This window comes from Dickeya lacustris (assembly GCF_029635795.1).
GTDB lineage: Bacteria > Pseudomonadota > Gammaproteobacteria > Enterobacterales > Enterobacteriaceae > Dickeya > Dickeya lacustris.
On the sequence record NZ_CP114280.1, the window covers coordinates 1,414,385 to 1,439,556 of the forward strand.

The following is a 25,172-nucleotide window of genomic DNA, read 5'->3' on the forward strand; positions in this document are numbered from 1 at the left end:
CGCAATCGGGTAACTATACTTGAAATGGTGGTAACTGCCTGTCATTTAGACGGATGTACTCCTTTAGATGAAATGTCAGTTTCCTTTTAAAGGGGTACAGTTCTCGCCTTTTCGTGACGATAAAACATTAAGTGACCTAATGGCCCGTTAACCGCTTGACGATAGTGGCCGTTATTGGAATTTCCCCATTCTGGGGCAAAACAGGGGTGATACATGCTTGGATTTTCCTCTCTTTCCATCCGTTATAAATTTGCGCTGGCATTGATGCCGCTTTTGTTCGCATTGTTGTGGTTTGCAGCGCTGGGCGCGCTGGAGCGGCGTCATGTTGAACAGGACATGGCGCAGTTTGCGACGCAACTCATCCTGGCTCAACGCGCGGGTAATGCTGTACATGAGTTGCAGCGCGAACGCGGTATGAGTGCCGGTTACATTGGCAGTAAAGGTCAAAAATTCGCCGAACAGCTGCGTGAGCAGCGTGGCGTGACCGATAAAGCGCTGGCGGCGTTCTGGCAGAGCGCGTCGTCGGTTTCATCGGGCGGCGAGCTCGCGCCGCGTTTGCAGCGTTTACAACCGCGCTTGCAGGGGGTGCCATCACTGCGTACCCAAATAGAGGGGTTCTCCATTCCGGCAACTCAGGCGGTCGGGCAGTATACGGCCAGCATCAGCGATCTGATTGGCGTGGTGGGTGATATGAGCCATCAGGTGACAGACGGCGGGCTGATTACACGTGTCGTGGCGTACTACAACCTGTTGAGTTTGAAAGAGCAGGCCGGTGTCATGCGCGCGTTGCTGTCAGAAGTGTTTGCGGTTGACGGCTTTGCGCCCGGGCAGTACGAACGGTTTAGTCAACTGGTTGGTATGGAAATGGCTTATGCCACGGCGTTTAACCAGTTTGCCGAACCGCTACAGCGCCAGCAAATGCAGGACATCGCGAATGACCCTTCGGTGCAAACGGCGCTGAAAATGCGTGATACCGCTTTTGCCAAAGCTGCCAGCGGTGGTTTTGGTATTGATGCCAATGAGTGGTTTAAACAGCAGAGCCTGCGTATCGACAGATTAAAAGGGATTGAAGATAGCGTGTCGGCCGATCTGTTGGGGTGGTCTGCTCGTCTGGAGCAGCAAGCCCGCATGAGCGGCTATGGCTATATTGGCGGCGCATCGGTCGCGGTGCTGCTGGCCCTGCTGCTGGCGGTATGGGTGGCGCGTAATATCTATCGCCAGATTACCTCGACATTAAAAACCATTGACGACATGGGCAATGATTTAACCTGTCGGCTGACGGTGCCGGGCAATGATGAGCTCTCGCAGTTAAATCGGGCTTATAACCGCGCGCTGGAAAATATTGAAGACATTGTCGTCACCATTAAACAGAGCGCCGATTGGGTGGGGCAAGCCAGCCACGACATTACGCAAGGCAATCAGGATCTGGCGCAGCGCACTGACGAACAAGCGGCATCGCTGGTGGAGACTGCCAGCAGCATGGAGCAGATTACCATCGCCGTGAAGCAAACGGCTGATTATGCGAATCAGGCGGCTGAATTGATGACCAGCATGGAGGCGCAGATAAACGTGGCTGATAACGTGACGCTGCAAGCCCGTGACGCGATGGCGTTGATTCGCCAATCCAGCGAGCAGATGTCGCAGATAACCGGCGCAATTGATGCGATAGCGTTTCAGACCAACCTGTTAGCGCTCAACGCCTCGGTAGAGGCCGCGCGAGCGGGCGAGCAGGGGCGCGGTTTTGCCGTTGTCGCCACAGAGGTACGTAATCTGGCGCAGCGCAGCGCCGCTGAATCACAACGCATCAGGGAACTGATTGCTGCAAGCGTCGAGCAGGTGCAAACGGGCGTGACGCTGGTGGCGCGCAGTAGCGACACCATGCAGCATATTATGTCGAGCGCCACGCAGGTCAGGCACTTTGTTGGCGATATTGCGACCGCTGCGAATGAGCAGGCGTTAGGCGTTTCACAAGTCCATCTGGCGTTGAACCAGTTAGAGCAGGTGACGCAACAAAATGCCGCGCTGGTCTCGCAAGCCGCCAGCGCCAGCCAATTGCTTGACCAGCAGGCCGATCAGATGAAACAGACGGTCGATAAGTTTGTGGTCTCCGACACGCCAGCGCCGACGGCTGGCCGGGCGTCTCAGCCATTGGCGCTAGGGCGTGCGGGCAGGTATTAAGATTCATTGCCACGTCACCCGGCACGGCGGGCATCAACCGATACGGTAGTGATGCTCCGCCGTTGCCATCAAGGTTTGCACTAATTGCGCCAGCATGGGTTGCAGCGTTTGCGCTTTGTCAGGCTGCCAGCAAAACGGTGGCTGCTCGTCCATGTAGTTGCACTGTGCCAGCTCCAGCTGTATGGCATGCTGATGCTGTTCCGGCAGGCCGTATGCCCGGGTGATATAACCGCCCCGAAACCGCCCGTTTAGTACCCAACTCCAGCGCGACTGCGACTGACACACCGCCACCAATGCCGCTTCAAGCCAGGGCGGGCAACTCAGGCCGCTATTGCTGCCGAGGTTTAAATCCGGCAACCGGCCATCAAATAAACGCGGAATGCGTGACGCTATCGAGTGGGCATCAAACAGCAAGGCATAGCCATATTGCTGTTTGATGCGTGCCAGCTCGTGCTGAAGCTTGTGATGGTAGGGCTGCCAAATCTGCTGCAAATAGCGCTGACGTAACGCCGCAGACGGTGTTTTACCCGGTAAAAATGCGGCGGTGCCATCAAACAACACATCAGGAAACAGCCCCGTCGTGGCCGAGCTGTAAAGAGGCTGGTCATCGGCGGGCCGGTTAAGATCAATCACCAGACGTGAGTAATGGCCGATAAGTATGCTGGCACCCAGCGTTTTGGCAAATGCATACAGCGTGGGAATGTGCCAGTCGGTATCCGGTAAAGCCTGTGCCGCCGGGCTGAGAGCCTCGGCGACCTCGGGGGTAAGCCCGGTGCCCGCGTGGGGAATACTCAGCAATAGCGGGCTATCGCCAGCAAGAAAAGTGTATGGCGTCATGTGCGTATTTCTCCGCGAAAAATCGTGGTGCAGGGAAGCTGGCCGCCCAGCCAATAAACCAGTTCCGCCGGGTGAGCCAGCGGCCAGTGAACAAAGTCAGCCACGTTGCCGCAGGCCAGTGAGCCGTGTGTATCACTGAGCCCCAGAGCCCGGGCTGCGTGTACGGTAACGCCTGCCAGCGCCTCTTCCGGCGTCAGGCCGAACAGGGTACAGGCCAGATTCAGCATGAGACGGAGCGACAGCGCCGGTGAGGTTCCCGGATTACAATCGCTGGCAACCGCCATCGGTACACCATAGCGGCGCAACAGCGCTACCGGCGGGCGCTGTGTTTCGCGCAGCAGATAATAGGCTCCCGGCAGTAATACCGCGACCGTACCGGCGTTTGCCATCGCCGCCACATCCTGCTCGGTGGCGTACTCCAGATGATCGGCTGAGAGTGCGCCAAACCGTGCGGCGAGCAAACTGCCATGCAGTGACGAGAGTTGCTCGGCATGCAGTTTGACCGGTAAGCCGAGTGCGCGCGCGGCCACAAAGACCTGTTCGACCTGCGCTGGCGTAAAAGCCAAATGCTCGCAAAACGCATCCACGGCATCGGCCCATTGGCCGTGAGCCACCTGCGGCAGCAGCGTTTGGCATACGGCGTTTATCCACGCCTGCGGATGCTGAGAATATTCCGGTGGGATAGCATGGGCGGCAAGACAGGTCGCCACCACCTGTACCGGCAGGCGCATCCCCAGTTCACGGATAACTTTCAGCATTTTCAGCTCGTTATCGATATCTAACCCATAGCCGGATTTTATTTCAACGGTGGTGACGCCTTCGGCCAGCAGTGGGCGAAGACGTGCGTGCGCCTCATCAAAAAGGCGTGCTGATGAGGCCTGACGCGTCGCGTTGACGGTGGCAAGAATGCCGCCGCCGGCAGCGGCAATCTCGGCATAGCTGGCGCCATTAAGCCGTTGCTCGAACTCTGCGCTGCGGCTGCCGCCGAACACCAGATGCGTGTGGCAATCAATCAAGCCAGGGGTAATGATGCCGCCGCCGAAATCGGTGGTGTGGGCGGCGCTAAAATCAGGCAATTGCTGGCGCGGCCCCAGCCAGATAATTTTCCCGGCCCTGACGGCGATTGCGCCATCGTCTATCGTGTTATAACGCCCGTCGCGCAGCGTGACCAACGCCGCCCCCAGCCACACACTGTCGCACTCTGTTGCCATCGGCTCTTGCCTCCGCTGCCCTCGTCTTGTATAGACAAGTTATACGCCTGCGCCGATTTTCAGCAAGCGCTGGCGACATTGTCATTACTTATTCTGTGTTCTGTGTTCTGTGTGGCGGCGGCGCGCGGTTTCAGTTCAATGGCGACAACGGTGCGGCGATAAGAGATAACAAAACCTTATGCCGACTGGCACCCACTTTGGCGTATAGCTATGCCTATACAAGAGGCTTCTTCACGTTTAACAGGACTTTGTCATGGCCGATTATTTTGCCGCCCGCGCACTCTTGCCGCAGGGCATCGCGCGTGATGTGCGCTTGAGCGTTGATGAACAAGGGTATTTACAGTCGGTGACAGCCGGAGCGTCGGCGCAAGGGGCCCAGCGTTTGCCTGGCATTGTGCTGCCGGGAATGGCCAATTTGCACTCTCATGCTTTTCAGCGCGCGATGGCTGGCTTGACGGAAGTGGCCGGACACACGCCGGACAGTTTCTGGAGCTGGCGTGAGCGGATGTATCGGCTGGTGGCGAGCCTGACGCCAGAGCAGGTGGGGGTTATCGCCACCCGGTTGTACATCGACATGCTCAAAGGCGGATACACCCAGGTGGCGGAATTCCACTACCTGCACCATGACCCGCAGGGTAAACCGTATCGCCAGCATGACATGTTGCGCCATATGCTGGCGGCCGCGCAGCGGGTGGGGATGGGGCAAACACTGCTGCCGGTGCTCTACCATTACAGCGGCTTTGGCGCTCGTCCGGCCACGCCTGGTCAGGCGCGCTTTATTCAGGATGTCGATAGCTATCTGCAACAGCAGCAGACACTGGCGGCACTGGTGCAACCCTATCCGTTGCTCAACCACGGCGTGTGTTTTCATTCACTGCGTGCCGTGAGCCAAAACCAGATGGAGGATGTGCTGGAAGCGACAGACAGCAGCCTGCCGGTGCATATCCATATCGCCGAGCAGCAGCAGGAGGTGGAAGAGTGTCTGCGCTTTTGCGGTGAACGTCCGGTGCAATGGCTCTTTAACCGTTTTGCAATCGATGCGCGCTGGTGTCTGGTGCATGCCACCCATCTGGATGATGACGAATTGCGCCGACTGGCGGGTAGCCTGGCGGTCGCGGGGCTATGCCCGACCACGGAGGCGAATCTTGGCGATGGTATTTTCCCGCAGGATCGTTATGTGGCGCTGGGCGGCCGCTGGGGGATAGGCTCTGATAGCCATGTCTCGCTCAGTGTGCAAGAGGAGTTACGCTGGCTGGAATATGGACAGCGGCTGCGCGATCGCGCGCGCAATCGTATTGCGCTGGTGCAGCAACCGGTGGTGGGGCAGGTGCTTTACCAGCAGGCGCTGGCCGGTGGCGCGCAGGCCTGTCGGGTGCCGGTCGGCCAACTGAGTGAAGGCTGGCGCGCCGACTGGCTGGTCTTGCGTGAAGACGCGATGCTGTCGGGGATAGCCGATGAACAACTGCTAAATCGCTGGCTGTTTGCTGGCGACCGGCAACAGATTCGGGATGTCTGGGTGGCAGGCAAACCGGTAATTGAGGAGGGCCGCCATGCGCTTGATGAGGAGTATGACGCCCGTTTTATTACGCTGATGCAGTCGCTACAAGAGGTGTGGTGACAGGTGAGGTGACAGATGAGGTGACAGATGAGGTGCGTCCTCACCGTCGCCGAACGTGCCACAGGGAAAATAACCGGGTAGGTCGGCAAGCTATCGGGTTTCCCGGTTTCCCTGTGTCCGGTTTACCATGCCCGGCCCGTTTTATCGTTGCGGTGAACGTGAGGATACGCCTGCGTTTTTTGTGGCTTTTGTGGCTTTTGTGGCCAGTTAGCCGCTAAACCGGCCAAACAATTGGTAACGAGAGCCCGGATAAAACAGCCGTGCGGCAGTGACCACCCTGGAGCCGTGCCAGGTACGGCGGTGAATAACCAGGCAGGGTTCCTGCTCGCCAAGCGCCAGTAATTCACGCTGTTCGGCATTGGCGCTCACCGCCTCGACCCGATGTTCGCCTGCGGTCAGCGGGGCGACGCGGCTGAGATAACTGTGTGGCGTGTCGTTGGCGAAATCGTGTTGCAGGTAGTCTGGCGCCAGTGAGGGATTGACGTAGCGCTGTTCGAGTTGTACCGGCACATCGTTTTCGTAATGCACGATATGTGAGAGAAACACGGGCATGCCGGGCGCGATATCTAACAGCATGGCCTGCTCGCTGTCGGCGTGGTGCGTTGCCAGCAACAGCACCCGGCAGCGATGGTGGTGGCCGCGCGCGGCAATTTCATCAGCAATATTATGTACTTCCAGTAAAGCGGTGTGCGCTTTTTGTTCCGCGACAAAGGTGCCGACCCCTTGCATCCGCATCAGAAACCCTTCGCTGGTCAGCTCACGCAGCGCCCGATTGATGGTCATACGGCTGACGCCAAGTTCATTGACCAGCTCACTTTCTGAGGGCACGCGCTGGTGTGATTGCCAGACTCCGCTGCGAATTTGGCTGATAATCGCCTGCTTGACGCGCAGGTAAATCGGTGCCGGGGTGTCACTCATCGCGGCAGCGAGTTGGGCGGCGGTTTGCTGCTCTATCACATCACTATCCTCGAACATGTTTTGCATCAATCAACGCAGTGTAACGAACAACGCCCGGCCCTGTATAGAAAACCGCACCCTGGAAAACCGCACATATGGTGTGGCTTGATGCCAGGAGCCATCGGTATGATGCATTCGGCGAAGTGCTTACAGAATCCTGATTTTATATTTACGAAACCCTGATGTTCAGTGGCGACATTGAGTATATTGGGCGAACCGTTTTTGTGCCCGCGCTGAGGGTATCAGGCCGCGCTGTCAGTGAGGTGAATTGACGGCGCTTAGACAAGAGTGATGCATCAATGGATACTGTTTTTTCTTGTGTGGGGTGCGGCAAGTGCTGTACGGGCCATCATGTCCCCCTGACGCTGGCGGAGGCCACCCGATGGGGGCAGGATGGCGGGCAAATCATCGTGCTGGTTGAGGGGTTTTTACAAAATGGATTGGGTATTGCGCCAGAACAGCGCCAGCACGCGCAGGCACGCTCTTGCGACGTGATGAGTGGCGAGACTCGCGCCCACATCGCCATTACCTTCGCGGCTTATAACCCAGGCCCGTGTCGTTATCTGGATGACGAATTGCGCTGCCGGGATTATGAGCACCGCCCGCTGGTTTGTCGTATTTATCCAATGGAGATCAATCCGCACATTCCGTTTCGGCAAATCAGCAAAGATTGCCCGCCGGAGTCTTGGCTGCAAGGGGCGGCGTTAATCGTTTCCGATAAGCTGGTTGATAAAGAGATGCAGGCGCTGATTGAACGCTCCCGACAGGCTGACCGGGATGATATTAATATTAAGGCGTCCATCTGCCACTGGCTTGGCATCAACACCAGCGCGTTAAAAGGCGACGGTTTTACTGCCTATCTGCCGGATATGTCTGCGTTTATGTCTGCGTTAACGCTGGCCGGGCAGTTTACCCCGCAAGAGCACGCCGACGCCGCCGTTAGCCGTGCCTGGCAATTCCATGTCTCTAATGATGAGGTGCTGGCATTGATGGCTCAGGCTGGCGCTCAGGCGTTGACCGGGCCTGCGCAACTGTATGGGTTTATCGCCCTGAGTGCCGCTTGACGGGCAAAATACCCTGCAACGTCCCCCTGCAACACCCCGCCTTCCCGCCCGGCGGCGATGCTAAAAATGCTAAAACAGGCGTGATGAACGCCGGGCAGCGCGCACCAAATGGGTGCCGCTGTCGCCCTTTAATGCGCTATCTTCGCGCTTGCTGGTCAATCCCTCACCGACTGTCCCCCTGTTGGCCGGCATCGCGCTGGAGCCCGCTGCTGGCATGCCTCTTGCTTGTATAGACAAGTTAGGTGCCGACGGCGGGCGGTGAGTAGTGATTAATGAGTAGTGAGTAGCTTTCGCCCCGCATCGCTGTGGCGCGCGCGGCGCTGTCGTATCCGCCGGATGAAGACCGGGCGGTATCGCGGTGGATTTTCCCGCGCCAAGCGACTATACCCTTAAACATCACGCCAGCGTTTGGGTGGCATCACGCCGCGCGGCAGCGCACATGGCTGACGCTGAACCGCACGTTATCTGGCGTGACAGCACCCGGACTGCGGCATGGACGATACAGGATGCGGCATCCATCGCTGTGGCGCACTTTTTGTTTTACTTGTCTATACAGGATGAGATATATGGCACAAACCCAATGCATTTGCCTGACGCCGGGGGCCGTCAGTCTGGCGACGTTACGTGTGATGTATCACGGCGGCGTCATGCTAACGCTGGATGAGCCATCGCGTGCAGCGGTACGGGCGGCGCAACAGACGGTACAACATATTCTCGGTCAAGACCGGGTGGTCTATGGCATCAACACCGGCTTTGGCAAGTTGGCTCAAACGCGTATCGCACCGCAGCGATTGGCTGAATTGCAGCGTAATCTGGTGCTTTCACACAGCGTAGGCATTGGCAAGCTGTTGCCCGATGACGTGGTGCGTTTAGTGATGGCGACCAAAATCATCAGCCTGGCTCGCGGCCATTCCGGTGTCCGTCTGTTGGTGATTGAGACGCTGCTGGCGTTGTTCAACGCAGGCGTCATGCCCTGTATTCCCGAGAAGGGCTCGGTGGGCGCGAGCGGTGATTTAGCGCCGCTGGCGCACCTGTCGTTGCTGCTGCTGGGCGAAGGACAGGCGCGGGTGAATGGCGAATACGTCTCGGCGCGTGAGGCGCTGGATTACGCCGGGGTCGCGCCATTGGTGCTGGAGCCCAAAGAGGGGCTGGCGCTGTTAAATGGCACGCAGGTTTCTACCGCGCTGGCGCTGCGCGGGCTTTTTGAGGCGGAACATGTGTTTGCGGCGGCACTGGTGGCCGGGGCCTTGTCGCTGGAGGCGATTAAAGGGTCGGTAAAACCGTTTGATGACCGCATTCATCAGGCGCGCGGTCAGCGCGGCCAGATTGCGGTTGCGGCGGCGGTCAGCAACTTACTGGCCGGGAGTGGCATTTTGCAGTCACACGCCCACTGTGGCCGGGTGCAAGACCCGTACTCGATTCGCTGTATACCCCAGGTGATGGGCGCCTGCCTGGATAATTTGCGTCATGCCGCTGAGATACTGGCTATCGAGGCCAATGCCGCATCGGATAATCCGCTGGTGTTCCCGCTGGAGGACGAGGTGATTTCCGGTGGGAATTTTCATGCCGAACCGGTGGCGTTCGCCGCCGACATCATCGCGCTGGCGGTGGCGGAAATCGGGGCGATTTCCGAGCGCCGTATGGCATTGCTGCTGGATAGTTCCCTTTCCGGGCTGCCGCCGTTTTTGGTTAATGACGGCGGCGTGAACTCCGGCTTTATGATTGCGCAGGTGACGGCTGCTGCGCTGGCCTCGGAGAATAAATCGCTGGCTCACCCCGGCAGCGTTGACAGCCTGCCGACGTCGGCTAATCAGGAGGATCACGTCTCAATGGCGACTTACGCCGCGCGCCGTCTTGGGGAGATGTGTTTTAACACGGCGACCGTGGTGGGTATTGAGGCGATGGCGGCCGCGCAAGGCATCGATTTTCACCGTCCGTTGCACAGTTCGCTATTGCTGGAGGAGGAACTGACGCGCATTCGTGAACGGGTCGCGTTTTTGGATAGCGACCGCTTGCTGGCAAGCGATATTGAGCGCATGCGCCAATGGGCGGCGGGTGAATGCTGGCCGCCTGTTCTCTGCGCATTGTTACCCAGCCATGCCGCTGAACCGGCTGCTGTTTGATAAGGAATCTGCCATGACCACCTCTTCTTCAACGACGTCTGCTGTTGCCCGTATCGTGCGCGCGCCGCACGGCAGCGAACTGCATTGTGAAAACTGGCTGATAGAAGCCGCCTGGCGCATGATCCAAAACAACCTTGACCCGGACGTGGCCGAGCGTCCGCAGGATCTGGTGGTGTACGGCGGCATCGGCAAAGCGGCGCGCAACTGGGCGTGCTTCGACGCGATCCTTGACCAGCCTGCGCCAACTGCAAGCCGATGAAACGCTGCTGGTGCAATCGGGCAAACCGGTCGGGGTGTTTCGCACGCATGTCGATGCCCCGCGCGTTTTGATAGCCAACTCCAATCTGGTGCCGCACTGGGCGAACTGGGAGCACTTCCATGCGCTCGATAAAGCCGGGCTGATGATGTACGGCCAGATGACCGCCGGATCGTGGATTTATATTGGCGCGCAGGGCATCGTGCAGGGCACGTATGAAACCTTCGCCGAAGCGGGCCGCCAGCATTATCAGGGCGATCTGCGCGGTAAGTGGATACTCACCGCCGGTCTTGGCGGCATGGGCGGCGCGCAGCCGCTGGCCGGGGTGCTGGCCGGTGCCTGCGTGCTGGCGGTCGAGTGTCAGGAGTCCCGCATCGATTTTCGCTTGCGTACCCGCTATCTCGACGTTAAAGCCGACACGCTTGATGAGGCGCTGGCGATGATTGGTGAAGCCTGTGCGCAGAAAAAGGCGCTCTCGGTCGGTTTGCTCGGCAACGCCGCCGAGGTGCTGCCGGAGCTGGTGAAGCGCGCCAACGCGGGCGGCATGAAACCGGATATCGTCACCGATCAAACCTCGGCGCACGACCCGCTCAACGGCTACCTGCCCGCAGGCTGGAGCGTGGCGCGCTGGCAACAAGAGCGCATCAGCAACCCGCAGGCGGTGGTGAATGCGGCCAACGCGTCCATGGCGGTGCATGTGCAGGCGATGCTGGATTTTCATCATATGGGCGTGCCCACCGTGGATTATGGCAACAATATTCGCCAGCGCGCGTTTGATGAAGGGGTACGCAACGCCTTTGATTTTCCGGGGTTTGTGCCTGCGTATATCCGCCCGCTGTTTTGCGAAGGCAAAGGGCCGTTCCGCTGGGTGGCGCTGTCTGGCGACCCGGAAGATATCTACAAAACCGACGCCAAACTGAAAGCGCTGTTCCCGGAGAATCATCACCTGCACCGTTGGCTGGACATGGCGCGCGAGCGCATCGCCTTTCAGGGGCTGCCTGCGCGTATCTGCTGGCTGGGGCTGGGCGAGCGCCATCTGGCCGGGCTTGCCTTCAACGAGATGGTGCGTAACGGTGAGCTGAGTGCGCCGGTGGTGATTGGCCGCGACCATCTGGACTGCGGCTCGGTGGCGTCGCCTAACCGGGAAACGGAAGCGATGCAGGACGGCTCGGACGCAGTATCCGACTGGCCGCTACTCAACGCGCTGCTGAACACGGCGGGCGGGGCGACCTGGGTGAGTTTGCACCACGGCGGCGGCGTCGGCATGGGCTTTTCCCAGCATGCCGGTATGGTGATTGTCTGCGACGGCAGCGAACAGGCGGATGCCCGGCTGGCGCGGGTGCTATGGAACGACCCGGCCACCGGCGTAATGCGCCACGCCGACGCCGGTTACGAGGCGGCTACCACCTGTGCAGCAACGCATCGGTTGAATTTACCGCTGGTGAAATAGAACACGCGGGCCCGTCAGGGTTTATAGTTTAGCCATAGTTTAGCCATAGTTTAGCCACCAGCCAGAGGTCAAGGAGAGGTGGCGCTTGCCCCTCTCCTTGTCGTGCGTGCGATGACGCTGCAAAGACATGACACCGTTTATCCCGCACGAGATTCTTCACTGACCCAACACACTTCCCCATTGACAAGACAATATCGCTGTTTGGCGCGGCGTCGGATTGGGTGTGGATAAGATAATCCTATGAGACCGGTTGCCCCCTTTTATAGTAATGCTTTGCCAGAGACAGGCCGTACCACCCTCTTGCTATGTTAAGCGGCACCGCCTGGCCGCGCCGGTTCATTGCACCGTTGTGCCCAGGTGAGGTATCGCTGTTGTTATTACGTCATCAGTCAGGGAATTATCATGCAGCAGGTTTTCTTTCCCGCCACGGTTGTGCGCGGGGCTGGCGTTAGCCAGCAATTAGGTGCGATATGCGCGCGGCTGGGGAGCCGGGTATTGGTGGCCGGGGGGCATCAAGCGCTGGACAGCGTTCAGACGCTGATTATCGAACAACTCGAACTGGCGGGATTAACGCTCACCGCACAGGAGTGGACGGGGGAGCAGTGTAGCGTCAGCCAGATTGAGCGACTCTGCGCCCGAGTCCATGAAACCGGCAGTGACGTGCTGTTGGCCGTCGGTGGCGGTAAGGCGCTGGACACGTGTAAAGCGGTGGCGTTTCAGTGCGGCATTGCGGTGGTGACGTTACCGACCATCGCCGCCACCTGTGCCGCTGTGACGCCGCTGTCGGTGCGCTACCATGATGATGGCCACTTTCACGACCTCTATCACTTACCGGTTGCTCCGGCTGCGGTGGTTATCGACAGTGCGCTGCTGGCGCGAGCGCCATTGCGCTGGCTGGCGGCGGGCCTTGGCGATACGCTGGCGAAGTGGTATGAATTTCGTGCTATTGAGAGCGGCGCGGATACGCGCGGGTTTGTTGCCTCATCGCGCGCGAATAGCCAAATCTGCTTTCAACTGATTGAACGCTATGGCGCTTCGGCGTGTGAGGCGGTGGCGCAAGGCCAGCATAATGACGCGCTGGATCAGGTGCTGGATGCTATTTTTCTGTTCGCCGGGCTGACCTCATTGATGGCGAGCGGGGCGCATGCAGCGGCGGCTCACGCCCTATATGAAGGTTTTACCGTGTGTGACAAAACCCGCGAATTTGGTCACGGCCTGTTGGTCGGGTTTGGTAATTTATGCCTGTTGGCGTTAGAGCAACGCAGCGATGATGAACTGCGCGCCGCCATCGCACTGGCGCAAGCCTGTGCGGTGCCCTTGACGCTGGCCGCCATTTGCCCCGATCTGACGCCTGCTGAACGCTCGGCGATTATTGATGCCGCCGTTGCCGCGCCCGATATGGCCAATATGCCGTTTACCGTTACCGCTGAGTTGTTACACCAGGCGATGCAGCGCGTTGAAGCGCTGGCGGTGTCGTCATAACGGTTTCGTTGTAACAGTCTCGTTATAGCAATAGTACAGGCCGGGCTTATGCCCGGCCTGTTGAAGAAAAATCAAGGTGATACGTCAGGAAATCCCGGTTGTTTAATCGGACAGGGTATAACTGGCCGATTCTTGACTATCAGAGTTTCGTCACATCCGAACGGCTAACTTTGCAGTTGGCGGTGTTCCATTGATCCTCTTCTTTGTACTTCTTGCTCTCGCCGTTACCTTTCTCGACGCCGATGTACTCTTCGCAAACTTTCGGTTTGCCTGCTTTATAGTCTTTGATTTTGATGTTCTTGAGTGTTGCCACATCACCGTAGTTGCGGTTAACGCCAGCAATACTGCCGATGGTGCCGTTAACAATCAGGCCGTCAACGCTCAGGAAACGCGGGCCGCCGTTGTTGGTGCAGTCACCGCAGGAGCGCCACAGTTTGCCGTGTTCGCCGGTCAGGGTGAAGTTGCCTTTCACCACGGTGGTGCTGTTTTTGGCGTTCTGCTGCAACACTTTGTCCGGCTTGCCGCCGTAACCGCCGTTGGCGTTATGCGCGATCCCGCCGATGATGGTCATGGTTTTGCCGTTATTGGTGGCGGCATCTTCACAGACGTCTTCCCAAATCACGTTTTCGATGGTGCAGTTGCCGCTTTCACAGTGGATACCGTCAGCGCCGCCGGAGGCGGAAATGCGCAGGTTTTTCACTGAGGCATTTTTCAAAATGATCAGCGGTTTTTGTTTGTCGCTGTCATTCGGGCAACTGGTACCGATGGTGACACCGCCACAGTCCACATTGCGGTTCTCAAACGTCGCGCCGGGTTTACACTCGGAGGCTGCTTGTGCCGCGCGCAGCAGGCCTTTTTGCGGTGCGGTGGTGACAGCATTAGACGGGCTTTGCTCTTGGGTTGTGCCTACCACATCCACCCAGTACCAGTAATTAATGCCGCTGTTTGTGCCGGTGTCCTGAAAGGTACGGGTGTCAGCATCCAATACCGCAATGCGCTCGCGCAAATCGGCGTTAGAGGTTGTACCACGGTAAACTTCCTGACGCGCGACGTTACCTTCTTCCGTTGACCAGCCGAGATAATTGACGCTGTCTTTTTGCGACAACATCAACGTGGTTTTGGCAGCAAAAGAAGGTGCAGACAGCGTGAGTGCAAGCAGAGGCAATACATACTTAAACATACAATCTCCTTGTAAATCCCACAGATATTGACTCTCATTCAATTGAGAGAGAAAAATAAATAAAAGCGGGTACTTCCTGACAGTATCCGTTTTACTATAGATCAAAAAATAAAAAACGTAATAGAAATAAATCACAAAATTTGCTTTGAAATAGCCAGTTGATTATTTCGTTTGTTTTATTTATCTAAGGCAATAAACCTAATATCATTGAATAATAATCGGTGGCGATTATTTATTATCGTGGGTAGCGGGTTTCCTTATTCGTTTTTACTCTAATCATGAGGTTTATGGCACAAAGGAATAGAGCGTAACGACATAGGATGGAAAGAAATAAGACGGAAAAACAGCTCGTAAAGAAACAGCTCGTAAAGAAACAGGGCAGATATCTCGCCAGACTCCTAGCACAATCTGCCCGGTGGTGATGATAATTTCGCGTTAATGAAAAATTAAAAACTTGTTAAATACAACGCTAGTGCTGGCAATGATGCCATGGGTGAGGATGGCATTAGCGAGGTGAGTATTGAGGAAAGTATTGAGGAGAGTATTAAAGATAAATATCGCGCGGCTTATTATCTCGCAGGATAGTCATCTTTAGTTTACCCTTCGGTGTTTGTTTCAATATTTTCCTGACAAGGTGAATCTGTGCAGGTGCATAGGCCACATCATTCACTTTAAGCAAAATATCACCGTTGCGCAGCCCGGTTTTTTTAAGCGCATCATCCTGGTTATAGAATACCTCAATCTGTTCGTCATGATAGCGAATGGCAATATAACGCTGCTCTCTGATTTCTTGTTTTTCAAGGCTGCGGGCATCGTAGCAGAACATCATGCGGGAGGGGATAAAAGCATAGCGATCGAAACGGGAGAGGAATTCCATCCCGACGGCAGCATGCTGGTTCTGATTAACACTGGCATTTATTTCGCCAAGCGGCATGCCGGTAAACGTTATGCCTTTTAACAGGTAACTGTTTTGTGCCACTATGCCGCTGGCTTCAACGACCGGTGTATTGACGCTATTCGCGATGACTGAACCTTTCCCTTTTATTTTTTCCAGCGCGGTGATGACGTCAATGTAGATATTATTGTCGTCTGCGCCGGTGTCAACGTGCAGCGCCAATTCATAGTCATCCACATCAAACCAGAGCACCGGCATTTTATTATAGCGATTATCGTATGCCGTACATTTTTGATAGGCGGCGGCGCCGGGCGCGTCTTTGCTAATGAATAACCGCTGTTGCCGATTGTTCACCAGCCAGTTAAATTTGCGGAAAGTATCAATACCAATAATACCATCAATTCTGGTGCCGATTGACTGGGAAAATAGCGATAAGTCGATAGCCAGCCAGATATCATTATCACGAATGTCTTCTGTGTCAATTGAAAATGGAATCGGCTTAACAATGGTGTTGCTTTCAGGTGTGATGCGACCATAGACCGTATTGATATGCGTTAATCCTTCCCGATAAATCGCTGCGATTTCTGTGGCTAATAGCGGCCTGGTTATTTTGCTGGCAAGACGGCTGTCAAGGGTGGTAAAACTGGCACCGGTATCAACCAGAAAATGAAAAACCTGATGGTTGATGACTACCGGGATAATCAATGACTCATCAATATGCTGTTCGAGAATTGCCGATTGTTGCCGGGGCGATACGGCGGTTTGGGTGTTGGGGTGGGGCGTGGAACATCCTGAAATCGCAAGACTTAATAATAGAGTCAAAGCCTGATTTTTATTGTGTTTAACATAACGGATAGGCATTAAATATTGCTGATCTGATAGTGAAATGATAAATGGAATTCTCGCTAATGAATTCCTTATGCGTCAATTTATTTTATTTTTATCAGGCTTTTCTGGTGTGTTGGGGATATATTGTGGCACCGGTTGATAGGCGATGGAGAATCTGTTGAATAATGATAAATAAAATGAGTTTCTTGTTTTTATAGGGGGGTAGCCCGAAAGAGACCCGCCGGATAGCCGCTCTGTCACATTAAATATACCGTAATTTAAACATACCGTAATTCAAACATACCGTAATTCAAGCGCGCCATAATTTGAACATACCGTAAATTGGCATCCATGCCCGTTTACGGCGGCTTCCTTGCGCTTCCCTTATCCCTTAATCCCTTATTGCTTATGTCGTTATGCCGCAGGCAACACGGCCCGCCGGGTTGCCCGTCTCAGTCGGCTATCAGTGCAGCCCCGGCACCGGCGTGTCTGCGCTGACGCGCCGCCCGTGTGCATCAAAAATCATGCAGTGGCGCGCCTCGAAACCCAGGGTAATCGCCTGCCAGGGGCTAAATTGCACATCGCCGGGGAGCAAAATTTTCACGCCATCCAGCCCATAGCACTGGCCAAACAGATAGGTGTTATTGCCGAGCCGTTCAACCACTTCGCACTGAAAATCCAGCGTGGCCTGCTGTGTGCCGGATGTATTGAGGTGTTCCGGGCGAATGCCCAGCGTGATGCTCTCACCGGCCTGGCGCGGCGAGGTGTCGATATTCAGCGTGACGATTTTTTCCGTGGTCAGTGCGAGCTGCAACTGGCCCGGTTGCCAGGCGACGACGGTCGCGGGCAGGAAATTCATTTTAGGCGAGCCGATAAACCCGGCGACAAAGCGATTCATCGGGTTGTAATACAGCGCCATCGGCGAGCCGCATTGCTCCACTTTGCCGTCATTCATCACCACGATTTTATCGGCCAGCGTCATGGCTTCGACCTGATCGTGAGTGACATAGACCATCGTCGTTTTTAATTCCTGATGCAGCCGTGCGATGTGCAGGCGCATATCCACCCGCAGTTCGGCATCGAGGTTGGAGAGCGGTTCATCGAACATAAACACTTTTGGGTTACGCACGATGGCGCGGCCACAATTGCAACGCGCTGGCGCTGGCCGCCGGAAAGCTGTTTGGGTTTGCGATCAAGCAGGTGCGACAGTTGCAGCGTTTTGGCCACCATCTCGACCTGATGACGAATGCGATCTTTGGGCACCTTGTTCACTTTCAGTCCGTAGCCCATGTTTTCGGCAACGGTCATGTGTGGGTAGAGCGCGTAAGACTGGAACACCATGGCCACGCCACGGTGCGCCGGAGCAACGTCATTCATGATGGCGTTATCGATAAGAATGTGGCCATCGCTTATCTCTTCAAGCCCGGCAATCATGCGCAGCAAGGTCGATTTACCGCAGCCCGAGGGGCCGACAAAAACCGCGAACTCACCGGCCTCGATATCCAGATTGATATTGTGCAGCGTTTCCGTATTACCAAAGCGTTTGGTGACATTTTTCAAGCGTATGCTGGACATGCGTTCTTCCTCTGCCGGGCGTGCTATTCAGTGACCTGATACCGGGTCGCGTGGCGTGTTGGTCTGTCAGTGTATTACGTATAACAATTTTTTCTTGACGACTGACAGTGCTGTTGCCTTAAAGCGACTATAACGACCTTGTTTTTAGCGCCATACCGCTGTGTTTCATTTCTGCAATTGTGATCACACAATAGTCACTTTCCTGTCGTCACATCCCCATGATTAGCGTAGCGTATAACATCATCATTGACGAAAAACGAGCGGTAAAACCCCCAGTCATAGCGGCAATGATGTATTATCTCAGGTGTTATCACCGGTTTTTAAAAATAAAAATGTTATACCTTCACAAGAGGTCGATAATGAAAACCAAGTTACTTACCGCCCTGCTGTTCTCTGCCACGGCCACCAGCTCACTGTTGGCCTTTCCTCTTCAGGCCGCCGGACAACTGACGGTGTGGGAAGATATCCGCAAGTCCGATGGCATTAAGGATGCGATTGCTGATTTTGAAAAACAGTACAACGTGAAAGTGAACGTGCTGGAGATGCCCTTTGCCCAGCAACTGGAGAAACTGCGACTCGATGGCCCTTCGGGTATTGGCCCGGATGTGCTGGTTATCCCTAACGATCAACTCGGCGGCGCGATGGTGCAGGGGCTGATAGCGCCGCTGACGATAGATAACGCGACGCAGCAGAGCTTTACCGACGCCTCTATCGCCGCATTTCGCATGAACAACCAGACCTACGGCCTGCCCAAGGCGGTGGAAACGCTGGTGCTTATCTACAACAAAGCGCTGGTCACGAAGCTGCCCACCAGCCTGCAAGAGTGGTATGACTTTTCGCGCCAGCAGCAGGCGCAAAACCGCTTTGGCCTGCTGGCGAAGTTTGATCAGATTTATTACAGCTGGGGCGCTATCGGGCCGATGGGCGGGTACATTTTCGGCAAAAACGACAAAGGCGGGCTGAATCCGCTGGATATTGGCCTGAATAAACCAGGCGCGGTTGAAGCGGTGACGCTGTTGCGTAAATTTTACGCCGACAAGCTGTTTCCGTCAGGGATCCTCGGTGATAACGGGCTCAATGCCATCGATTCACTGTTTACCGAGAAAAAAGCGGCGGCGGTGATTAATGGCCCCTGGGCGTTCCAGCCCTATGAAGCCGCCGGAATTCATTATGGCGTCGTGCCATTGCCGACGCTGCCTGATGGCAAGCCGATGAGCTCGTTTCTCGGTGTGAAAGGCTATGTGGTATCGACCTGGAGCAAGGATAAAGCGCTGGCGCAGCAGTTTATGCAGTTCATCAACCAGCCGAACTACGTCAAGGTGCGCTACCAGCGTACCGGCGAAATTCCGCCGCAAAAAAGCATGATTGACGACCCCCTTATCAAAAACGATGAGAAAGCCAGCGCCGTGGCGGTGCAGTCTGCCAGAGCGGTGCCGATGCCGGGCATTCCCGAAATGGGCGAAGTCTGGAGCCCCGCCAACGCCGCGCTGGAGTTGAGCCTGACGGGTAAGCAAGAGCCACAGGCCGCGCTCGATAACGCCGTTAAGCAAATCAAAATGCAGGTCGAGGCGATGCAGGCCAGCAACCAGTAAGCGAGCCTCGGGTTGACGAGCGCGGTTTGCCGCCATGCCAGCCACGGTGATGTCGGCAAACGCCATGCGCTCATGCAACAGGCGATAGCAGACGGGAGGGCCGCCTCCCGTGATGAGAAGGAGCAGCGTGTGATTATCAGTTCCGGCGAACCCCTATCGGGGGAGAAGCATTGCAGTCGTCACGCCTGGATGGCGCTGCTGTGCGCAGTCGTGCCCGGCGGCGGGCAGTTTTACCATCGTCAGTGGGCGAAAGGGATGGTGTTTCTGGTGCTGCTCGGCAGCTATCTGGGCGTCTTCCAGGATTTTCTGCACACCGGGCTTTGGGGCGTGTATACGCTGGGAGAAGAGGTGCCGCGCGATAACTCTATCTTCCTGCTGGCTGAGGGGATAATCAGCCTGATTATCATCGCATTTGGCGTGCTGATTTACGCACTGTCATGGCGCGATGCGTGGCGCAATGGCAAGCGGCGCGATGCGGGGCTGGCGCTACATAGCGTGCGCCAGCAGTACCGTTTACTGCTCAGTGACGGCTTCCCTTACCTGATGATTACGCCGGGCTTTATCCTGCTGGTGTTTGTGGTGATTTTCCCGATTCTGTTCGGTTTTGCCATTGCGTTTACCAACTACAACCTCTACCACACCCCGCCGGCCAAACTGGTGGAGTGGGTTGGCGTGAAGAATTTTGTCAGCATTTTTACCCTGAGCATCTGGCGCTCGACGTTCTTTGATGTGTTGCAGTGGACGGTGGTGTGGACGTTGCTTGCCACCACGCTGCAATGCACGGTGGGGGTGATGCTGGCGATTCTGGTGAATCAGAAGGATTTGCGCTTTAAGCCGCTTATCCGCACGATTTTTATTCTGCCCTGGGCGGTGCCGGGGTTTGTCACCATTTTGGTGTTCGCCGGGATGTTTAACGACTCGTTCGGCGTTATCAATAATGCGATTCTGGCTGCGCTGGGCATCAGCCCCAAGGCCTGGCTGACCGACCCGTTCTGGACGAAAACCGCGCTGATTATGATGCAAACCTGGCTTGGTTTTCCGTTCGTGTTCGCCATGACCACCGGTGTGTTGCAAGCCATTCCCGATGATTTGTATGAAGCTGCCACGATGGATGGCGCGAGCAACTGGACGAAGTTGCGCACCATTACGCTGCCGCTGGTGCTGTATTCGATTGCGCCGATCATCATCACCCAATACACCTTCAATTTTAACAATTTCAACATCATCTACCTGTTTAACAACGGCGGCCCGGCGGTGGCAGGCTCGAATGCCGGAGGCACGGATATTCTGGTGTCGTGGATTTATAAGCTGACGATGTCGTCATCGCAGTATGCGATTGCCGCCACTATCACCATTTTGCTGTCGGTGTTTGTGGTTGGGGTGGCGCTGTGGCAGTTCCGTGCCAGCCGCGCGTTTAAAAATGATGACATGGCTTAAGGAGAACGCGATGTTCAGATCTCAATCCAGCGCTCAGGGCTCGTCTATTCGGCGACATCAAGGCAGCATCCGGCGTGAAAAAGCGATTCGGCTGACGCTGTCCTGGCTGGTCATCATGATGGTGTCCGTCATCATTATCTATCCGCTGGTCTGGACGGTGGGCGCGTCGCTCAATGCCGGTAACAGCCTGCTCAGTACCGCCATCATTCCAGAAAACCTGTCGTTTCAGCATTATGCCGACCTGTTTAACGGCCAGGTTAACTACCTGAGCTGGTACTGGAACTCGATGAAAATCAGCTTCCTGACCATGGTGCTGACGCTGATAAGCGTCAGTTTTACCGCCTATGCTTTTTCTCGCTTTCGCTTCAAAGGGCGGCAGAACGGGCTGATGCTGTTTCTGCTGTTGCAGATGATCCCGCAATTTTCCGCGCTGATTGCCATTTTTGTGTTGTCGCAACTGCTGGGGCTTATCAATAGCCATCTGGCGCTGGTGCTGGTGTATGTCGGCGGCATGATCCCGATGAATACTTACCTGATGAAGGGCTATCTCGACGCTATCCCCCGCGATTTGGATGAGTCGGCTCGTATGGATGGGGCCGGGAATTTCCGCATTTTTATTGAAATCATCATGCCGCTGTCGAAACCGATTATTGCGGTGGTGGCGCTGTTCTCGTTCACCGGCCCGCTGGGGGATTTCATTCTCGCCAGCACCATTTTGCGCACCCCGGATAAATACACGCTGCCCATCGGCCTGTATAACCTGGTGGCGCAAAAAATGGGCGCCAGCTACACCACGTATGCGGCCGGGGCGGTGCTGATTGCGGTGCCGATAGCCCTGCTGTACCTGATGTTGCAGAAATATTTTGTCTCCGGCCTGACCTCGGGCAGTACCAAAGGATGATCACCATGAAAAAGATGATACCCGCATTACTGGCTGTTTCTCTTGCCCTTGCCACCTCACCGCTGATGGCAGCGGAATCGGTGGTGATTAAACCGCTGCGCAATACGCCGGCCGGTTTTATCAAAGGGGCGGATATTTCTACGCTGCTGGAAGTGGAGCGGCAGGGCGCGGTGTTTTATGACGAGAATCACCAGCGGGCAGACCCGATAGCCGTGCTGAAGAAAAACGGCGTGAATTATATCCGCCTGCGGTTGTGGGTTGACCCCAAAGACGCAGCCGGAAACCCGTATGGCGGCGGTGACAATGACCTTGCCACAACGTTGGTGCTGGCTAAACGCGCCAAGGCGCAGGGCATGAAGTTGCTGCTTGATTTTCACTACAGCGATTTCTGGACTGACCCCGGTAAACAGTTTAAGCCGAAAGCCTGGGCGAACCTCCCTTACGAGGCGCTCAAAACCGCCGTACATGATTACACCCGCGACACCATCGCTCGCTTTAAGCGCGAAGGGGTATTGCCGGATATGGTACAGATTGGCAATGAGGCCAATGGCGGCATTCTGTGGCCGGAGGGGAAAAGTTGGGGGCAGGGTGGCGGTGAGTTTGACCGGCTGGCCGGGTTACTCAATGCTGCGATTACCGGTTTACGCGAGAACCTGAGCTCACCGGGCCAGGTAAAAATCATGCTGCATCTGGCGGAAGGCACGAAAAATGACACCTTCCGCTGGTGGTTTGATGAAATCACCAAGCGTGGCGTGCCCTTCGATGTGATTGGCCTGTCGATGTATACCTATTGGAATGGCCCCATCAGCGCGCTGAAAACCAATATGGATGACATCAGCCAGCGCTATAACAAAGACGTGATTGTGGTCGAGGCCGCTTACGGCTACACCCTGGCGAATTGCGATAATGCAGAAAACAGCTTCGCGGCCAAAGAGGCCAAAGACGGCGGCTACCCGGCGACGGTGCAGGGGCAGGCGGATTTCATGCGTGATTTGATGCAAAGCGTGATTGATGTACCCAACCGGCGCGGCAAAGGCGTGTTTTATTGGGAGCCGACCTGGATTACGGTGCCGGGAAATACCTGGGCGACACAGGCTGGCATGAATTACATCAATGATAATTGGAAAGTAGGCAATGCCCGTGAAAATCAGGCGCTATTTAATTGTCAGGGTGAGGTGTTGCCCTCTATTAAAATATTTAAATAAACATAAAGCGGGTTTTTATTTTATTCGGTGCCAGGAATAAGCGTGCCGCCGCACCCTGAAATTCAATAAATATACCCTAAATAATTCGAGTGGCAGGAAGGCAGCGACACAGCGAACCCCCAGGAAATTACTCAAGTCAGTGACTGGGGGAGCGAGGAAAGCCAACGCACCTGCACCGTGAAGGATGACGGGTATATACCGCAAAGAATAATGTCTTAAGGATGTTCTATGAAACGATTTCCGCCTTTGTTTGCAAAGGTTGAAGGGCTATTGCATGGCGCGGATTATAATCCAGAGCAATGGATGAATTATCCCGATGTGATTGATGATGATATCGCGATGATGCAGCAGGTGAAATGCAATGTCATGTCAGTCGGTATTTTCAGCTGGTCAAAGCTCGAACCGCAAGAGGGGCAATACCATTTTGACTGGCTCGATACGCTGCTGGATAAATTGCATCAGCGTGGCGTATCCGTGTTTCTGGCGACCCCGAGCGGCGCACGCCCGGCCTGGCTGTCGCAGCGTTACCCGCAGGTACTGCGGGTGGGGCGCGACAGGGTACACGCGTTACATGGCGGTCGCCATAACCATTGCCTTTCATCGCCGGTGTACCGCGATAAAGTGCGGCAGATCAATACCCTACTGGCAGAACGTTATGGCCATCACCCGGCGGTGATTGGCTGGCATATCTCTAATGAATATAGCGGTGAGTGCCATTGCGAGCGCTGCCAGCAGGCGTTTCGCCACTGGTTACAGGCGCGTTATGTCACACTGGACGCCCTTAATCACGCCTGGTGGAGCGATTTCTGGAGCCACACGTATAGCGATTGGTCACAAATTGAATCGCCCGCGCCACACGGCGAGGTTTCTATTCATGGCCTGAACCTTGACTGGCGGCGTTTTAATACGGCGCAGGCGACGGATTTTTGCGCCGAGGAGATAGCGCCATTAAAACGGGTGAATCCGGCGTTACCGGCCACCACCAACTTTATGGAGTATTTCTACGACTACGATTACTGGCAGTTGTCGCGCGTGCTGGATTTTATCTCCTGGGACAGTTACCCGATGTGGCACCGTGATAAAGACGACGCCACGCTTGCCTGCTATACCGCCATGTACCATGACCTGATGCGTTCGCTAAAACAGGGGCAGCCGTTTGTCCTGATGGAGTCTACGCCCGGCACCACTAACTGGCAGCCGCTGAGTAAGCTGAAGAAACCCGGCATGCATATTCTGTCTTCGCTACAGGCGGTGGCGCATGGTGCGGACGCGGTGCAGTATTTCCAGTGGCGTAAAAGCCGGGGCTCGGTAGAGAAATTCCACGGTGCGGTGGTCGATCACGTCGGGCATGTCGATACCCGCGTCGGGCGCGAGGTGGCGGCGCTTGGCGATATGCTCGCGAAACTTGGCGATGTCGCAGGCAGCCGGGTTGAGGCGCAGGTGGCTATCCTGTTTGACTGGGAGAGCCGCTGGGCAATGGATGATGCACAAGGGCCGCGCAATCTCGGGCTGGAGTATGAAAAAACGCTGGCAGAACACTACCGGCCATTTTGGGAGCAGGGCGTGGCGGTGGATGTGATTAACGCCGATGGGGATTTCAGCGCTTACCGGCTACTGATAGCGCCAATGCTCTACATGGTGCGTCCCGGCTTTGCCGAACGGCTGGAGGCGTTTGTGCGTCAGGGCGGGCAGGTGGTGATGACCTACTGGAGCGGCATTGTTAATGAAAGCGACCTGTGTCATTTAGGCGGTTTTCCCGGCCCGCTGCGCGCGCTTTTCGGCATCTGGGCTGAGGAGATTGACTGCCTGGCGGAGGGGGAATTTAACCGCGTGCTGGGCGTTGCTGGCAACACGCTGGGGCTCAAAGGGCCCTATCAGGCACGCCATTTGTGTGAACTTATTCATCTGGAAGGCGCGGTGGCGCAAGCCAGTTATTGCGATGATTTTTATGCCGGTCGCCCGGCTGTCACCGTCAATCATGTCGGCGAAGGCAAAGCCTGGTATGTCACGTCACGCAACGATCTGGCATTCCAGCGCGATGTCTTCAGCGCCCTTATCCGCGAGCTGGCGCTGCCGCGCGCGCTGGATGTGGCGTTGCCGCCGGGCGTCAGCGCCCAGCGCCGCTGCCACCCTGATGAGGAGTTTATTTTTATCGGTAACTACAGCGCCCAGCCGCAGTCTGTGGCGGTGCCGGTCGGTTATTGCGATAAATTGACCGGTGAACCGGTGACGGATATTGCCCTCAGCGCCTGGGGATGCCGGGTGCTCCATCGCCGTCTCGCCTGATTGCCCTTTCTTCACCACGCCTGGCCGCCCGCGTCAGGCGTTATCAATCCTATTTGCGTTATCACACGATGACTTCATCACACCATGACTTCACACA

General features: G+C 55.9%; 16 protein-coding genes and 2 pseudogenes. 11 read left to right on the forward strand and 7 right to left on the reverse strand.

The window, feature by feature from the left end; all coding sequences use genetic code 11:
* Window positions 1–213: 213 nt before the first annotated feature.
* Window positions 214–2,178, forward strand: a complete 1,965-nt coding sequence (locus tag O1Q98_RS06310) for a methyl-accepting chemotaxis protein (protein ID WP_125260224.1) — start codon at window positions 214–216, stop codon at window positions 2,176–2,178.
* A 33-nt stretch (window positions 2,179–2,211) separates the two neighbouring features.
* On the opposite strand, the gene hutG is transcribed toward O1Q98_RS06310, so the two are convergent.
* On the reverse strand, window positions 2,212–3,015 hold the full coding sequence (gene hutG / locus O1Q98_RS06315) for an N-formylglutamate deformylase (RefSeq protein ID WP_125260223.1): 804 nt from the start codon (window positions 3,013–3,015) through the stop codon (window positions 2,212–2,214).
* Window positions 3,012–4,226, reverse strand: coding sequence for an imidazolonepropionase (hutI, locus tag O1Q98_RS06320; RefSeq protein WP_125260222.1), 1,215 nt, complete (start codon window positions 4,224–4,226; stop codon window positions 3,012–3,014). Before hutI ends, hutG begins: the two co-directional genes overlap by 4 nt.
* Before the next feature lie 253 nt (window positions 4,227–4,479).
* Here hutI and O1Q98_RS06325 point away from each other — a divergent pair, with 253 nt between their 5' ends.
* Window positions 4,480–5,844: a formimidoylglutamate deiminase gene (locus O1Q98_RS06325; RefSeq protein WP_125260221.1), complete on the forward strand. Its 1,365-nt coding sequence runs from the start codon at window positions 4,480–4,482 to the stop codon at window positions 5,842–5,844.
* Window positions 5,845–6,051: 207 nt separating this feature from the next.
* Here O1Q98_RS06325 and hutC read toward each other — a convergent pair whose 3' ends face one another.
* Window positions 6,052–6,819 (reverse strand): histidine utilization repressor, encoded by a 768-nt coding sequence (gene hutC / locus O1Q98_RS06330; RefSeq protein ID WP_240632808.1) that lies wholly within the window; start codon window positions 6,817–6,819, stop codon window positions 6,052–6,054.
* A gap of 281 nt (window positions 6,820–7,100) precedes the next feature.
* On the opposite strand from hutC, the gene O1Q98_RS06335 reads away from it, so the two are divergent.
* Window positions 7,101–7,865, forward strand: coding sequence for a YkgJ family cysteine cluster protein (locus O1Q98_RS06335; protein ID WP_125260219.1), 765 nt, complete (start codon window positions 7,101–7,103; stop codon window positions 7,863–7,865).
* 69 nt (window positions 7,866–7,934) lie between these two features.
* Here O1Q98_RS06335 and O1Q98_RS06340 read toward each other — a convergent pair whose 3' ends face one another.
* Window positions 7,935–8,081 carry a hypothetical protein gene (locus O1Q98_RS06340; RefSeq protein ID WP_269975703.1) on the reverse strand — a complete coding sequence of 49 codons (147 nt, stop codon included), beginning with the start codon at window positions 8,079–8,081 and terminating at the stop codon, window positions 7,935–7,937.
* Between the two features lie 350 nt (window positions 8,082–8,431).
* Between O1Q98_RS06340 and hutH the strand changes: the two genes are divergently transcribed.
* The 3 genes and pseudogenes from hutH (at window position 8,432) to O1Q98_RS06355 (ending at window position 13,176) form a co-directional block, all read left to right on the forward strand.
* Window positions 8,432–9,988, forward strand: coding sequence for a histidine ammonia-lyase (gene hutH / locus O1Q98_RS06345; protein WP_125260218.1), 1,557 nt, complete (start codon window positions 8,432–8,434; stop codon window positions 9,986–9,988).
* A 13-nt stretch (window positions 9,989–10,001) separates the two neighbouring features.
* Window positions 10,002–11,694, forward strand: a pseudogene (gene hutU, locus O1Q98_RS06350) (urocanate hydratase).
* 399 nt (window positions 11,695–12,093) lie between these two features.
* Entirely contained in the window at window positions 12,094–13,176 is a 1,083-nt protein-coding gene (locus tag O1Q98_RS06355) for an iron-containing alcohol dehydrogenase family protein (RefSeq protein ID WP_125260272.1), read from the forward strand.
* Window positions 13,177–13,315: 139 nt separating this feature from the next.
* On the opposite strand, the gene O1Q98_RS06360 is transcribed toward O1Q98_RS06355, so the two are convergent.
* The 3 genes and pseudogenes from O1Q98_RS06360 to O1Q98_RS06370 form a co-directional block, all read right to left on the reverse strand.
* Window positions 13,316–14,356 carry a pectate lyase gene (locus O1Q98_RS06360; protein WP_125260216.1) on the reverse strand — a complete coding sequence of 347 codons (1,041 nt, stop codon included), beginning with the start codon at window positions 14,354–14,356 and terminating at the stop codon, window positions 13,316–13,318.
* Between the two features lie 544 nt (window positions 14,357–14,900).
* Entirely contained in the window at window positions 14,901–16,073 is a 1,173-nt protein-coding gene (locus tag O1Q98_RS06365) for an aspartyl protease family protein (protein ID WP_164513016.1), read from the reverse strand.
* A 469-nt stretch (window positions 16,074–16,542) separates the two neighbouring features.
* A pseudogene (locus tag O1Q98_RS06370) lies at window positions 16,543–17,654 on the reverse strand (ABC transporter ATP-binding protein).
* Between the two features lie 359 nt (window positions 17,655–18,013).
* On the opposite strand from O1Q98_RS06370, the gene O1Q98_RS06375 reads away from it, so the two are divergent.
* From O1Q98_RS06375 to O1Q98_RS06395, 5 genes are all read left to right on the forward strand, one after another.
* Complete coding sequence (locus O1Q98_RS06375) at window positions 18,014–19,246, forward strand: extracellular solute-binding protein (RefSeq protein ID WP_125260213.1); 1,233 nt, start codon at window positions 18,014–18,016, stop codon at window positions 19,244–19,246.
* 129 nt (window positions 19,247–19,375) lie between these two features.
* Complete coding sequence (locus O1Q98_RS06380; protein WP_125260271.1) at window positions 19,376–20,683, forward strand: carbohydrate ABC transporter permease; 1,308 nt, start codon at window positions 19,376–19,378, stop codon at window positions 20,681–20,683.
* Between the two features lie 10 nt (window positions 20,684–20,693).
* Window positions 20,694–21,584 (forward strand): sugar ABC transporter permease, encoded by an 891-nt coding sequence (locus O1Q98_RS06385; protein WP_125260212.1) that lies wholly within the window; start codon window positions 20,694–20,696, stop codon window positions 21,582–21,584.
* 5 nt (window positions 21,585–21,589) lie between these two features.
* Complete coding sequence (locus O1Q98_RS06390; protein WP_125260211.1) at window positions 21,590–22,789, forward strand: glycoside hydrolase family 53 protein; 1,200 nt, start codon at window positions 21,590–21,592, stop codon at window positions 22,787–22,789.
* Between the two features lie 228 nt (window positions 22,790–23,017).
* The gene (locus O1Q98_RS06395) at window positions 23,018–25,075 is read left to right on the forward strand and encodes a beta-galactosidase (RefSeq protein WP_125260210.1); all 2,058 of its coding nucleotides are present in this window, start codon (window positions 23,018–23,020) and stop codon (window positions 25,073–25,075) included.
* Window positions 25,076–25,172: the final 97 nt, after the last annotated feature.

What these genes read in the sequence shown, in the direction of transcription:
- O1Q98_RS06310 (WP_125260224.1), top strand. Translation starts at nt 214, where the DNA reads ATGCTTGGATTTTCCTCTCTTTCCATCCGTTATAAATTTGCGCTGGCA.
- hutG (WP_125260223.1), bottom strand. Translation starts at nt 3,015, where the DNA reads ATGACGCCATACACTTTTCTTGCTGGCGATAGCCCGCTATTGCTGAGT.
- hutI (WP_125260222.1), bottom strand. Translation starts at nt 4,226, where the DNA reads ATGGCAACAGAGTGCGACAGTGTGTGGCTGGGGGCGGCGTTGGTCACG.
- O1Q98_RS06325 (WP_125260221.1), top strand. Translation starts at nt 4,480, where the DNA reads ATGGCCGATTATTTTGCCGCCCGCGCACTCTTGCCGCAGGGCATCGCG.
- hutC (WP_240632808.1), bottom strand. Translation starts at nt 6,819, where the DNA reads ATGTTCGAGGATAGTGATGTGATAGAGCAGCAAACCGCCGCCCAACTC.
- O1Q98_RS06335 (WP_125260219.1), top strand. Translation starts at nt 7,101, where the DNA reads ATGGATACTGTTTTTTCTTGTGTGGGGTGCGGCAAGTGCTGTACGGGC.
- O1Q98_RS06340 (WP_269975703.1), bottom strand. Translation starts at nt 8,081, where the DNA reads ATGCCAGCAGCGGGCTCCAGCGCGATGCCGGCCAACAGGGGGACAGTC.
- hutH (WP_125260218.1), top strand. Translation starts at nt 8,432, where the DNA reads ATGGCACAAACCCAATGCATTTGCCTGACGCCGGGGGCCGTCAGTCTG.
- O1Q98_RS06360 (WP_125260216.1), bottom strand. Translation starts at nt 14,356, where the DNA reads ATGTTTAAGTATGTATTGCCTCTGCTTGCACTCACGCTGTCTGCACCT.
- O1Q98_RS06375 (WP_125260213.1), top strand. Translation starts at nt 18,014, where the DNA reads ATGAAAACCAAGTTACTTACCGCCCTGCTGTTCTCTGCCACGGCCACC.
- O1Q98_RS06385 (WP_125260212.1), top strand. Translation starts at nt 20,694, where the DNA reads ATGTTCAGATCTCAATCCAGCGCTCAGGGCTCGTCTATTCGGCGACAT.
- O1Q98_RS06390 (WP_125260211.1), top strand. Translation starts at nt 21,590, where the DNA reads ATGAAAAAGATGATACCCGCATTACTGGCTGTTTCTCTTGCCCTTGCC.
- O1Q98_RS06395 (WP_125260210.1), top strand. Translation starts at nt 23,018, where the DNA reads ATGAAACGATTTCCGCCTTTGTTTGCAAAGGTTGAAGGGCTATTGCAT.